The organism is Pantoea allii (assembly GCF_002307475.1).
Classification (GTDB): domain Bacteria; phylum Pseudomonadota; class Gammaproteobacteria; order Enterobacterales; family Enterobacteriaceae; genus Pantoea; species Pantoea allii.
Genome location: NZ_NTMH01000036.1, coordinates 198,135 through 210,871, shown reverse-complemented (window position 1 = coordinate 210,871; position 12,737 = coordinate 198,135). Strand labels below are relative to the sequence as shown.

The 12,737-nt window shown below is 55.8% G+C and carries 14 protein-coding genes; 7 read left to right on the top strand and 7 right to left on the bottom strand.

Annotated features, from left to right (window positions below; genetic code table 11):
- Positions 1–24: 24 nt before the first annotated feature.
- Positions 25–579 (bottom strand): SadB/YajI family lipoprotein, encoded by a 555-nt coding sequence (locus CMR03_RS16040; RefSeq protein WP_096012005.1) that lies wholly within the window; start codon positions 577–579, stop codon positions 25–27.
- A gap of 543 nt (positions 580–1,122) precedes the next feature.
- Between CMR03_RS16040 and nrdR the strand changes: the two genes are divergently transcribed.
- The 6 genes from nrdR to pgpA all read left to right on the top strand — a co-directional run bounded on the left by nrdR (position 1,123) and on the right by pgpA (position 5,195).
- On the top strand, positions 1,123–1,572 hold the full coding sequence (gene nrdR, locus CMR03_RS16035; RefSeq protein ID WP_006117986.1) for a transcriptional regulator NrdR: 450 nt from the start codon (positions 1,123–1,125) through the stop codon (positions 1,570–1,572).
- 3 nt (positions 1,573–1,575) lie between these two features.
- Positions 1,576–2,679: a bifunctional diaminohydroxyphosphoribosylaminopyrimidine deaminase/5-amino-6-(5-phosphoribosylamino)uracil reductase RibD gene (gene ribD, locus CMR03_RS16030; RefSeq protein WP_063878626.1), complete on the top strand. Its 1,104-nt coding sequence runs from the start codon at positions 1,576–1,578 to the stop codon at positions 2,677–2,679.
- A 90-nt stretch (positions 2,680–2,769) separates the two neighbouring features.
- The gene (gene ribH / locus CMR03_RS16025) at positions 2,770–3,240 is read left to right on the top strand and encodes a 6,7-dimethyl-8-ribityllumazine synthase (protein ID WP_063878627.1); all 471 of its coding nucleotides are present in this window, start codon (positions 2,770–2,772) and stop codon (positions 3,238–3,240) included.
- A 19-nt stretch (positions 3,241–3,259) separates the two neighbouring features.
- Positions 3,260–3,679, top strand: a complete 420-nt coding sequence (gene nusB, locus CMR03_RS16020) for a transcription antitermination factor NusB (protein ID WP_063878628.1) — start codon at positions 3,260–3,262, stop codon at positions 3,677–3,679.
- 54 nt (positions 3,680–3,733) lie between these two features.
- The gene (gene thiL, locus CMR03_RS16015; RefSeq protein ID WP_096012004.1) at positions 3,734–4,711 is read left to right on the top strand and encodes a thiamine-phosphate kinase; all 978 of its coding nucleotides are present in this window, start codon (positions 3,734–3,736) and stop codon (positions 4,709–4,711) included.
- Positions 4,698–5,195: a phosphatidylglycerophosphatase A gene (gene pgpA, locus CMR03_RS16010; RefSeq protein WP_096012003.1), complete on the top strand. Its 498-nt coding sequence runs from the start codon at positions 4,698–4,700 to the stop codon at positions 5,193–5,195. The genes thiL and pgpA overlap by 14 nt, the downstream gene beginning before the upstream one ends.
- A gap of 172 nt (positions 5,196–5,367) precedes the next feature.
- Here pgpA and CMR03_RS16005 read toward each other — a convergent pair whose 3' ends face one another.
- The 4 genes from CMR03_RS16005 to xseB form a co-directional block, all read right to left on the bottom strand.
- Positions 5,368–6,342 carry an aldo/keto reductase gene (locus tag CMR03_RS16005; protein WP_096012002.1) on the bottom strand — a complete coding sequence of 325 codons (975 nt, stop codon included), beginning with the start codon at positions 6,340–6,342 and terminating at the stop codon, positions 5,368–5,370.
- Positions 6,343–6,419: 77 nt separating this feature from the next.
- On the bottom strand, positions 6,420–8,285 hold the full coding sequence (dxs, locus tag CMR03_RS16000) for a 1-deoxy-D-xylulose-5-phosphate synthase (RefSeq protein WP_096012001.1): 1,866 nt from the start codon (positions 8,283–8,285) through the stop codon (positions 6,420–6,422).
- Between the two features lie 19 nt (positions 8,286–8,304).
- Positions 8,305–9,204, bottom strand: coding sequence for a (2E,6E)-farnesyl diphosphate synthase (gene ispA, locus CMR03_RS15995; protein ID WP_063878633.1), 900 nt, complete (start codon positions 9,202–9,204; stop codon positions 8,305–8,307).
- Complete coding sequence (gene xseB, locus CMR03_RS15990; RefSeq protein ID WP_063878634.1) at positions 9,204–9,446, bottom strand: exodeoxyribonuclease VII small subunit; 243 nt, start codon at positions 9,444–9,446, stop codon at positions 9,204–9,206. Before xseB ends, ispA begins: the two co-directional genes overlap by 1 nt.
- A 232-nt stretch (positions 9,447–9,678) precedes the next feature.
- Here xseB and thiI point away from each other — a divergent pair, with 232 nt between their 5' ends.
- On the top strand, positions 9,679–11,127 hold the full coding sequence (gene thiI, locus CMR03_RS15985) for a tRNA uracil 4-sulfurtransferase ThiI (protein ID WP_096012000.1): 1,449 nt from the start codon (positions 9,679–9,681) through the stop codon (positions 11,125–11,127).
- A gap of 99 nt (positions 11,128–11,226) precedes the next feature.
- Here thiI and yajL read toward each other — a convergent pair whose 3' ends face one another.
- The gene (yajL, locus tag CMR03_RS15980; protein ID WP_096011999.1) at positions 11,227–11,826 is read right to left on the bottom strand and encodes a protein deglycase YajL; all 600 of its coding nucleotides are present in this window, start codon (positions 11,824–11,826) and stop codon (positions 11,227–11,229) included.
- Entirely contained in the window at positions 11,780–12,700 is a 921-nt protein-coding gene (gene panE / locus CMR03_RS15975; protein WP_063878637.1) for a 2-dehydropantoate 2-reductase, read from the bottom strand. Before panE ends, yajL begins: the two co-directional genes overlap by 47 nt.
- Positions 12,701–12,737: the final 37 nt, after the last annotated feature.

The window sequence follows — 12,737 nt, the reverse complement described above, 5'->3', positions numbered from 1 at the left end:
AATCTGGCGGCTTTTTTTTTGTCGTTAAGACCAGGGCGCAGCCGTTTTGGCCAGCACCTGATGAACCCGGATATAGCCGAGCTGCTCTGGCGTAATACCGCTCAAACGTAACGGAACCGTGACCGAACTGCGCGGCGTCAGCGCGGTGGGCACCGCGATGGTCTGAGTCAGGCTGTCGGCTTCAAGCGGCTTGCCCGTTGCGGGGTCAAGCTGGCCCCACACCACGGTGGCCTCCAGCGCAGGCAGCGGCTGATTATCGCGTGTCTGCAGAGTCAGGTTAGCGCGTGATCCGCCAGCTTCTGCCTCAACCTTTGATAACGATAAGCGCAACGTACCGGCCTGGGTTTGCAATTCAACAGGCGTATTGGCCTGCGGTAATAGCCATGCGCCCTGCTGCGAGTGCGCGTTAAGCTGTCCCTGAATCTCCACCGCGCCTGCCTGGCTGGTGAGCTGCTGCATCTGCTGATTGAGTTGGCTGACTTCCTGATGGAGCTGTTTCACCTGCGGCTGTTGCGTTGTGCTGCAACCACTCAACAGAACCAGCGACAGGGCCGCAGGTGCCCAAACCGTCCTGATCATCATTTATCCTTTTCCGTTATAGAGAAATACCTAAAAACCGCCCCGGCACAGGTTGTCCGTGGGGCTGCAATGATTTATCGAAATCAATGGCGTTCACGTATCCGGTCGTGCCTTTTAACCTGACCGTTGCCGACATCACGTTATCTTCTACGTGAGCGATGGCGTCAAGACTGCCTTTAGCGACCAGGCGTTTCTTTTTCCGTTAACGGAATAGTCTGACGACCTGAGGTTCACCCTTGACGTCCCCATCCAGATTCTTTCTGTCGCGTAATCCGGCCGTGTAAACCCACTGCCGCGTTGCGTCCGGGTTATCGCCAATAAGCAAGCCGCACCGGCGTTTGTGCCAGCTTCTTTGCAAAGATAACGCCTGCTGCCGGGGATAACATTTAGCGCATGACGCGGTAAGCGGCCTGCTTTTTGTCTTCGTGAGCGTTTTGCTCCCTCAGGCTGTAAGGACGACAGGGTAAAGCACGGGAATCGATTTTGTTGACCTGCAGTTCGCGCTACACTGTATGACCTATTTATCTCGTGTCAGGAAACGTCATGCATTGCCCATTCTGCTCCGCTGTAGACACTAAAGTGATTGATTCTCGTCTGGTTAGTGAGGGTTCATCAGTGCGGCGCCGTCGTCAATGTCTGGTGTGCCATGAGCGTTTTACGACGTTTGAAGTGGCTGAGCTGGTGATGCCGCGCGTGGTGAAAAGCAACGATGTGCGTGAACCTTTCAATGAAGACAAACTCGCCAGCGGCATGATGAAAGCGCTGGAAAAGCGTCCGGTCAGTGCGGATGCGGTAGAGAGTGCGGTAAGCCATATTAAAACCCAGTTGCGCGCGACCGGTGAACGTGAAATCCCCAGCAAGCTGATTGGGAACCTGGTCATGGATGAACTGAAAAAGCTCGATAAGGTGGCCTATATTCGCTTTGCTTCCGTTTATCGCAGCTTCGAAGATGTGCGTGATTTTGGCGAAGAGATTGCCAGATTACAGGATTAAATCATGACTGATGAACACGCTATGGCGCGCGCGCTGGAACTGGCGCGGCGCGGCCGCTTTACGACCACGCCCAATCCGAATGTCGGCTGCGTGATTGTACGCGACGGCCAGATTGTTGGAGAAGGCTGGCACCAGCGCGCCGGTGAACCCCATGCAGAAGTGCATGCGCTACGTATGGCGGGTGACCGCGCCCGGGGGGCGACCGCCTATGTGACGCTGGAACCCTGCAGCCATCACGGCCGCACGCCGCCCTGTTGCGACGCGCTTATTGCCGCTGGCGTAACGCGGGTAGTTGCTGCCATGCAGGACCCCAATCCGCAGGTGGCTGGGCGGGGATTGCATCGTCTGCGCCAGGCGGGCATTGAGGTCAGCCACGGACTGATGATGCAGGAAGCGGAAGCCCTGAATCGCGGTTTTCTGAAACGCATGCGCACCGGCTTTCCCTGGATACAGTTAAAACTGGGCGCATCGCTGGATGGCCGCACAGCAATGGCAAACGGTGAAAGCCAGTGGATCACCTCGGCGGCTGCCCGGCGGGATGTACAGCGGTTGCGCGCCCAGAGCTCTGCCATCCTCAGCACGAGCGCAACGGTTCTGGCGGATGATCCCTCGTTAACGGTGCGCTGGTCAGAACTGGACAGCGACAGCCAGCGTCTGGTGGATGAAGCACAGCTGCGTCAGCCGGTCAGAGTGATCGTCGATAGCCAGAATCGCGTAACGCCTCAGCACAAACTTATTGAACAATTGGGCGAAACCTGGCTGATGCGTCAGCAGGCCGACGATCTGCGCTGGCCCGAAACGGTCACGCAAATTCCTGTTCCGCTGCGCGACAGCCAGCTGGATTTAGTGGCCCTGATGATGGTGCTGGGCCAGCGGCAAATTAACAGCGTCTGGGTAGAAGCGGGTGCCACGCTGGCGGGTGCGCTACTTCAGGCAGGCCTGGTTGATGAGCTGATTTTATATGTCGCCCCGAAATTACTCGGCAATGACGCGCGTGGTTTATGCCAGCTGGCGGGCCTGACAGCGTTGGCCGATGCGCCAGTCTTTGCCTTCAGCGATATCCGTCAGGTCGGCAGCGATGTGCGCCTGACCCTGACACCGCAATAACAGAGGCGGAAAAGCGAGAGCACGCCGTCAAAGAGTATGTTAGAATCCGCCCCCCTGCGCGGGGCCAAACAAACCCCTGAAAGGATATGTATGAAAGTTATCGAAGCTGCCGTTGCAACGCCTGAGGCAAACCTTGCCATCGTTATCGCGCGTTTTAACAACTTCATCAATGACAGCCTGTTAGACGGCGCAGTCGATGCCCTGAAGCGCATCGGCCAGGTCAGCGATGACAATATCACCGTTGTCTGGGTGCCTGGTGCTTATGAACTGCCGCTGGCAGCGCGTGCGCTGGCAAAAACCGGCAAATACGATGCCGTTATTGCTCTGGGTACCGTGATTCGTGGTGGCACTGCGCACTTCGAATATGTCGCAGGCGAAGCCAGCTCCGGTATTGCCAGCGTTGCCATGGACTGTGATATTCCTGTGGCATTTGGCGTACTGACGACCGAAAATATCGAGCAGGCCATTGAGCGTGCTGGAACCAAAGCGGGTAATAAAGGTGCCGAAGCGGCCCTGACCGCGCTTGAAATGATCAACGTATTGAAAGCCATTAAAGCCTGATTTTTGTAAGGGGAATTTTGTGAAACCTGCTGCTCGTCGTCGCGCCCGTGAGTGCGCTGTCCAGGCGCTTTACTCCTGGCAGTTGTCCAACAACGACATTGCCGATGTGGAATACCAGTTTCTGGCGGAACAAGACGTCAAAGACGTCGACATTACCTATTTCCGCGAACTGCTGACCGGTGTGGCGACCAACAGCGCGTACCTGGATGGCTTAATGAAGCCCTATCTGTCGCGTCAGCTGGAAGAGCTGGGGCAGGTGGAAAAAGCCATTCTGCGTATTTCGCTGTATGAATTGAGCAAGCGTTCTGATGTGCCCTACAAAGTGGCCATCAACGAAGGTATCGAACTGGCGAAAGTATTTGGTGCCGAAGACAGCCATAAATTTGTCAACGGCGTACTGGATAAAGCTGGTCCACAGATTAGACCCCAACGCAAATAATCAATAAGGCCGGCTTGCCGGCCTTTTTCATTAATGGTTAAGCGGAACGCAATTATGTCATGTGGTGAATTTGAACTCATCGCACGCTACTTCAACCGCAGAACGCGGAGCCGCCGTGATGTCGAACTCGGCATCGGCGACGATTGCGCGTTGCTTAGCGTGCCCGAAAAACAGACGCTGGCGGTCAGCACCGATACGCTGGTTTCAGGCGTCCACTTCCTGCCTTCTATCCATCCTGCCGATTTAGCCTATAAATCTCTGGCGGTTAACCTGAGCGATTTGGCTGCAATGGGGGCCGATCCTGCCTGGCTGACGCTGGCGATGACCTTGCCTGAGGTCAATGAAGCCTGGTTAAGCAGCTTTAGCGAAAGCCTGTTCGACCTGCTGGAATATTACGACATGCAACTGGTCGGTGGTGACACGACGCGCGGGCCGCTCAGCCTGACGCTGGGAATTCATGGTTTGATCCCGCACGGCAAAGCATTGAAACGATCGGGCGCTAAACCGGGCGACTGGATCTACGTGACCGGCACGCTGGGTGACAGTGCCGCCGGACTGGCGTTATTACAACATCACTGTCGCATTGACGATCCGGCGATACATGAAGCCCTGATCAAGCGCCATTTGCGCCCGATGCCGCGCATTCTGCAGGGGCAGTCGTTGCGTTCCCTGGCGTCATCGGCCATTGATTTATCGGACGGGTTGATCTCCGATTTGGGTCATGTGCTGAAAGCCAGCGGCTGTGGTGCCAGGATCAATCTTGATGCGCTGCCGCTGTCTTCTGCACTGCGTGAAAACTTTGATGCCGCGCAGGTACTGCGCTGGGCGCTGAGCGGCGGAGAGGACTACGAACTGTGCTTTAGCGTACCGGAAGTCAATCGCGGCGCGCTGGACGTGGCACTGGGTCATCTTGGCGTGCCTTACACCTGTATCGGCCAGATGGCACCGGAGTCAGAAGGACTGTCCCTGCTGGACAACGGCAAACCGACAGAATTCCGCCATAAAGGATTCGACCATTTTGACCACAGATAAAAGCCTCGCCAAAAGTCGCCTGCGCCTGCGCAATCCCTGGCATTTACTGGCGACCGGCTTCGGCAGCGGACTCAGCCCGTTTATGCCGGGTACGGTGGGATCGCTGGCTGCCATTCCGTTTTGGTGGCTCATGACCTTTCTCCCTCATGACCTGTACTCGCTGGTCGTGTTATTGGGCATTAGCGTGGGCGTTTACCTCTGCCATCGCACCGCCAAAGATATGGGCGTGCATGACCACGGTAGCATTGTCTGGGATGAGTTTATCGGGATGTGGATTACCCTGATGGCGATTCCGGTTAACAGCTGGCAATGGGTGGTCAGCGGCTTTGTCCTGTTCCGGGTGCTGGATATCTGGAAGCCCTGGCCGATTCGCTGGTTTGACCGCAACGTGCACGGCGGTATGGGCATCATGGTGGATGATATTATCGCAGGTATTATCGCGGCGGCGATGCTGTACGGTACAGGCGTTTATCTGGCGGGATAACCTTGCCGGGTGACGTAAAACAACATCGTCTTAACCTGCATATTGTCTTACAGCATAATGACCGTTCCCGTGCAATCGCGGGAACGGTCGTCACCATCACGTCAGTGCTCAGATTTGCGCATATTCAACAGACAATGCCGCTGCCCGGATAGCGCACCTCCCTGAAAATCCCTTACTGATAGCCCGTTGCGGGATGCGGTTGATAAGCCTCTTCCAGTTTGGCGATATCATCTGGCGTCAGCTCGACGTTTACCGCATTGACCAGATTGGCAAACTGCTCTGCACGGGAGGCACCGATAATCGGCGCGGTGACGGCAGGCTTGCTAAGCAACCAGGCCAGAGCCACCTGTGCACGCGTCGCGCCTTTATCTGCCGCAACCTGCGCCAGGCGCTCGGCTATCACGGCGTCGTTTTCCTCGGTTGAGGCATAGAGCGATTTGATGACCTCATCCGACACGGAGCGTGCAGTCGTTTCTCCCCACGGACGGGTAAGCTTGCCGCGCGCCAGCGGACTCCAGGGCAGAACCGCAATGTTTTCCCGCTGGCACAAGGGGTGCATCTCACGCTCTTCTTCACGCTGAATCAGATTGTACTGATCCTGCATGGTGACAAAGCGCGCCCAGCCCTCCTGGTCCTGCAGTGCCAGGGCCTGAGCAAACTGGTTGGTATGCATTGAGGAGGCACCGATATAACGCGCCTTTCCGGATTTCACCACCTCATTAAGCGCATCCAGCGTCTCTTCCAGCGGCGTGTCATAGTCCCAGCGGTGAATTTGCAGCAGATCGACATAGTCCATGCCGAGCCGTTGCAGGCTGTCGTCAATGGATTGCAGGATATTTTGACGGGATAAGCCCTGCGACAGATTGCTCATGGGAAAGAAAACTTTGGTGGCGACCACCACCTCGTCACGCCGGGCGAAATCGTGAAGCGCCCGGCCTAAAATTTCCTCGCTACTGCCATCCGAATAGCTGTTCGCAGTATCGAAAAAATTGATCCCGGCGTCGAGTGCCTGGCGGATGAGCGGACGGCTGCTGTCTTCAGGCAGTGTCCAGGCGTGCTTGCCACGATCGGGTTCGCCGAAGGTCATACAGCCCAGGCAAAGCCGTGAAACCCTTAAGTCGGTATTCGCTAATTGAATGGTTTTCATGGTGACTCCTGCTATGTCTTTCCCAGGGGATCAAGCATAGCAGGAATACCGCTCTCCGCAGAGAGCGGGGCAGGGAACTATTGCGCCAGCCAGCGACTGATTTGCTGTTGAATACCGTCAACGTCCAGTTGGTAGACGTGACGCATCTCTTCCTGCGTGCCGGGTGGAATAAACTCATCAGGCAGGCCGATATTCAGCACCGGCACACCCAGGCGCTTAGCCATGACATACTCATTCACGCCGCTACCGGCGCCGCCTTTAATCGCGCCTTCTTCCAGCGTAATCAAGGATTCGTGACGGGCCGCCAGCTCAGTGATCAGTGCCGTATCCAGCGGTTTCACAAAGCGCATGTCAACCAGCGTGGCATTGAGCGCTTCCGCCACCTGGCTCGCTTCTGGCAACAGCGTACCAAAGTTGAGGATAGCCAGTTTTTCGCCCTGACGTTTTACCACGCCTTTACCCAGCGGCAGGCTTTGCAGCGGCGTTAATGCCGCGCCAGTGCCGGTGCCGCGCGGATAGCGAACCGCAGCCGGGCCATCCTGATAGTGATAGCCGGTATACAGCATCTGGCGACATTCGTCCTCGTCGCTCGGCGTCATAATCACCATGTCCGGAACGCAGCGCAGGTAGGCGAGATCGAACGCGCCCTGGTGCGTTTGACCGTCAGCACCCACGATGCCGCCACGATCGATGGCAAACAACACCGGCAGCTTCTGAATCGCCACATCGTGAATCACCTGATCGTAGGCGCGCTGCAGGAAGGTGGAATAGATAGCCACCACCGGTTTATAGCCGCCAATGGCCAGGCCCGCTGCAAAGGTTACCGCATGCTGTTCCGCAATAGCGACATCAAAATATTGATTGGGATACTTGCGAGAGAAACCCACCATGCCGGAACCTTCGCGCATGGCTGGCGTAATGGCCATCAGTTTCGCATCGTCAGCGGCCATCTCGCACAGCCAGTTACCGAAAATTTTGGAATAGCTCGGCAAACCTTCGGCGCTTTTTGGCAGCTCGCCGCTGGCAACGTCAAATTTTGGCACCGCATGCCAGGCGATAGGGTCCTGCTCCGCCGGCGCATAACCTTTGCCCTTTTTGGTCATAATATGCAGGAACTGCGGGCCTTTCAGGCTGCGCATGTTGCTCAGCGTATTCACCAGCGTCAGGACATCATGTCCGTCAACCGGGCCGATATAGTTAAATCCCAGCTCTTCGAACAGCGTACCGGGCACGACCATGCCTTTCAGGTGCTCTTCGGTGCGCCGGACTAACTCTTTGATCGGTGGCAGGCCGGTCAGGACGCGCTTACCGCCCTCGCGCAAACGGGCATAGGTTTTGCCGGATAAAATCTGCGCCAGTCGGTTATTCAGGGCACCCACGTTTTCGGAAATCGACATTTCATTGTCATTCAGAATGACGAGCATATCGGACTTGATATCGCCCGCATGGTTCATGGCTTCAAACGCCATGCCGGCAGTGATTGCGCCATCACCGATAACGCAGGCGGTGCGGCGGCCTTTGCTTTCACGTTCGGCAGCCGCAGCCATCCCCAGTCCGGCACTGATGGAGGTGGAGGAGTGGCCCACGCTCAGCACGTCGTATTCACTCTCACCGCGCCAGGGAAACGGATGCACGCCGTTCTTTTGGCGAATAGAGCCAATGCGATCGCGACGACCCGTTAAAATTTTGTGCGGATAAGCCTGATGACCGACGTCCCAGACCAGGTGATCGAACGGTGTGTTATAAACGTAATGCAGCGCCACCGTCAGCTCGACCACGCCCAGGCCCGACGCAAAATGGCCGCTTGAGCGGCTCACGCTGTCTAATAAATACTGGCGCAGCTCGTTGCAAAGCGCAGGCAATTTCTCTTTAGGCAGGGCTCGCAGCGCCTGAACCGTTTCTGCCTGCGCCAGTGTCGGGTATTTTGTAGTATCAAAACTCATCAGTGACTCATCATGGAAGTTATTTATCGCGTTCAATTACGAAGCTCGCCAGCGCCTTCAAGGCTTTAGTGTTATAGGATTTTGCAGAGAGCATATGCAAAGCATCGACGGCTTCCTGATACAAATCCAGTGCCTTAGTGCGGGCATTATCCAGACCCATCAGTGAAGGATAGGTGCTTTTTCCAAGATCTTGATCGGCACCTTGACGTTTTCCGATGACAGCTGTGTCGCCCGTCACATCCAGGATGTCATCCTGCACCTGAAAAGCCAGGCCAATCGCATCGGCATAGCGGTCAAGATGCGGGAGCGCTTCACGACCTTTTTCCCCGGCGGCAAAGGCGCCGAGCCGAACGGCTGCGCGAATTAATGCCCCGGTTTTATGACGATGAATCTGTTCAAGTTGGGTCAGGCCCACTGACTGACCTTCAGCGGCCAAATCCAACGCCTGTCCACCGCACATGCCGGCTACGCCGCTGGCTTTTGCCAGCTCGGACAGCATGGCCAGTCGGTATTCCGCGCTTACGCCAGGCATCGGCTGGTCGGCAAGAATCGAAAAGGCCAGCGTTTGCAGCGCATCCCCGGCAAGGATAGCCGTGTCTTCACCATATTTGATATGGCAAGTCGGTTGACCACGACGCAGGGCGTCATCGTCCATTGCCGGAAGATCGTCATGAATCAGTGAATAGGCATGAATACACTCAACTGCCGCAGCGGGCGCATCCAGGCTGGCGTTGTCGGCGTGAAGCATTTCGCCGGTGGCGTAGACCAGAAACGGGCGCAGGCGTTTTCCGCCTAATAATGCCCCATACTGCATGGCATTCACCAGAGGAGAACTCTGAAAAGGCAAGGCATCTAATAAGCCCGTCAACGCGCGGTTCACCTGCCGGTGATAGGCGTCGAGCAGTTCAGGAAAATCCATTAGCTGTTTTCCGGCGTAAAGGAGGAGAGGTCGGCGTCTTTATCATCGCTGAGTAAAATACGAACGCGCTGCTCAGCCTGTTGCAGCGTCTGTTGGCCGTTGCGTGCTAACTGCACGCCGCGCTCAAATTCATTGAGTGCCTCTTCCAACGGCAGTTCACCACTTTCCAGACGGCTGACAATCTGTTCCAGCTGCTGCAATGACGTTTCAAAGCTGGCTGGCTGTTCGGCTTTTTTCGGCATAGTTAGGATCGACTCACGGTTGGGACGTTATCTTGCAATCGGTCATGGTAGCTGACAGAGAATGATTAGCAAAATAATCAATGCGCATGCTGTTGCAGAAGCAGTCACCGGGTAAAGGTGATATACTCTCGCGCCTCGGATGCGGATGCGCCTGGCACCCCGCAATTTTATGATCTTACCAGCTAAGTGCAGCCTGTTTTAGCACTTATTTGCCCAACGAAGCTGTATCGCCATGAAGTTTATCGTCAAGTTATTTCCCGAAATCACCATCAAGAGTCAGTCGGTGCGCCTGCGCTTTATTAAGATTCTTGCCAGCAATATCCGTAACGTGCTCAAAACGGTCAGCGATGAGATCGCGGTCGTGCGTCACTGGGATCATATTGAAGTGCGCTGTAAAGATGAAGCCATGCGCAGGGTCATTCCTGATGAGCTCATGCGCATCCCCGGTATTCATCATGTCCTTGCGGTTGAAGATCGTGAATATACCGATATCCACCATATTTTTGAGCAGACGCTGGCGCAGTATCGCGATGCTCTTGAAAACAAAACGTTTTGCGTGCGGGTTAAGCGCCGGGGCAAACACAGCTTCAGTTCGCAGGATGTGGAACGCTATGTGGGCGGTGGTCTGAATCAGCACATCGACAGCGCGACGGTACAGCTTAAAAAGCCGCAGGTGACGGTCAATCTGGAAGTGGAAGAAAACCGTTTAACCCTGGTCACCGCACGCTATGAAGGGCTGGGCGGTTTCCCGATCGGCACGCAGGAAGACGTGCTGTCGCTGATCTCGGGCGGCTTTGACTCCGGCGTTTCAAGCTACATGTTGATGCGTCGCGGTTGCCGGGTGCACTACTGCTTCTTTAATCTTGGTGGAGCAGCGCATGAAATCGGCGTGCGTCAGGTGGCGCATTATATCTGGAACCGTTTTGGCCGTTCGCATCGGGTCCGTTTTGTGGCGATTAACTTCGAGCCGGTCGTGGGCGAAATTTTAGAAAAAGTCGACGATGGCCAAATGGGCGTGGTGCTGAAGCGCATGATGGTTCGCGCCGCGTCGATGGTGGCTGAACGTTATGGCGTGCAGGCGCTGGTGACCGGTGAAGCGCTGGGGCAGGTATCCAGCCAGACGCTGACTAACCTGCGTTTGATCGACAATGCTTCTGATACGCTGATTCTGCGCCCGCTGATCTCCCATGATAAAGAACACATCATTAAGGTCGCGCGTGAGATCGGCACCGAAGATTTTGCCAGCACCATGCCGGAATATTGTGGTGTGATTTCCAAAAGCCCGACGGTTAGGGCGGTAAAAGGCAAAATCGAAGCCGAAGAAAGCCATTTTGACTTCTCGATTCTGGAACGCATGGTGGCCGAAGCCACTAACGTTGATATTCGCGACATCGCTGAGCAGACCCAGGAAGACGTTGTCGAGGTAGAAACGGTCGGCTTACTGAACGAAAACGACAGCGTGCTGGATATTCGCTCGGTGGATGAGCAGGAAGACAAACCGCTGCAGCTGGTGGGCACCGAAGTGAAATCGATGCCGTTCTATAAACTCAGCACGCAGTTTGGCGATCTCGATCAGAACAAAACCTGGCTGCTGTATTGCGATCGCGGCGTGATGAGCAAGTTACAGGCGCTGTACCTGCATGAGCAGGGTTTTAAAAACGTCAAAGTTTACCGCCCGTAAGACGATCCGAGACAGTATGACTGTTTCGGCGGTGCCCGCGTCCACCTGAGAGTGATGCGGGCACCGGGTCCGCTGTATCTGCTGTCTTAACGCCCAATCCTAACTTGCCTGATAGTCATAAATGCCGGGTGCCAGTACCAACTGGGCTGCAACCTCACGCGCTTTATCACTGCCTGCTAATAAATCAATTAACTTCAGCGCAAAGTCCATCGCCGTGCCCGGTGCCTGGCTGGTTAACAGATTAACCCGTGGGTCCCATACGACGCGACGCTCCATCCATTTATCCTCCGGTATCCTGTCTTTCAAACCGGGAAAGCCCGTCATATTTCCTACCGGAAACAGATTGTGTGGCACCAGTACCGTGCCGGCCGCCGCGCAGATGGCGGCAACAATGCGTCCTGACTGATGGAACTGGCGGACGGTTTCCACCAGCAGCGGGCTGTCGCGAAACGTCTCGGCTCCTTTCAGGCCACCGGGTAGCACAATGGCGTCATAGTCATTGTCCGCCACCTCAACCAGCGGCACATCGGCCAGCAACCTTACGCCGCGGGAACAAACAATTTCCCGGCTTCCGTCGCTTTCTACGCTAGCGGTGAGGGTTTTTATACCGCCGCGAACCAGGAGATCTAGCGTGGTCACCGCTTCGATTTCTTCACTGCCATGAGCCAGACAGACCAGTACTGAGGCGCTCGCGCCCATAATAAGACTCCTTGCGTTTAATCATGTCATACAGGCGCGTGTTTTCTGTCAACACTAAGCCGTGCGTGCGTGCGCGGCGCAACAGAAAACCGGTAATGTACTCAATTTCCGTTAGCCGCTGTGCGCGAATATCCTGCAACATCGATGAGGTGTTAGCCGCCGTGGTTTCAATCACATCAAAGACGTGATCCTGCAGGCTCTGACTGGCAACGGACTGGCCTTCGCGTTCCATCACCCAACTGATTTCATCGCATAACGTCGTTATTTCACCGCTGTAATGACGCAACGCGCCGTTCTGACAGTCGTGCTCCACGCTCAGGGCGTTAATCACGCAGTTAACCGCCAGTTTGCGCCAGCAGGCGGCGCGGATGTTGTCGTGCCAGGCGACGTCGGGCAGTGCGTCATGCAGGATATCGGCGATCTCACTTCCGCCCTCGCTTTTACGGTTGCCGGGGCCAATGTGCGTGACGCCGTTGGCGACATGCTTGATCACCGTGCCGTCTCGCATAGCGGCGTGCGTGGTGATACCGCGCAACAGCGGTTGCCGAAGCCCTTTGAGTTCTCCCAGCGTGCCCATCCCGTTGTGCAGCAGCAGGACGGGGCAGTTTTCCGACATCACGCTTTCCAGATTTTTAACAGCGGTCGATACCTGCGGCGCTTTAAGCGTCACCAACAGCAGTTGGCTCTGGGCCAGAAACAGCGGATCGTTAGCGATAAATGTCCGGTTTGACACGCGGCCCAACGGATCAATCACATTAGCAGAACAGTAGGGCTGAGGCACGCGCAGCCAGCCCTGAACATCGTGTCCGCAATGGGCAAGGGCGGTGAGCCAGACCTGACCTAGCGCACCACATCCTAATACGGTTATTTTCATGCTGCCTCCCGCTCGCGGGCTTATTATTTATGCGCTG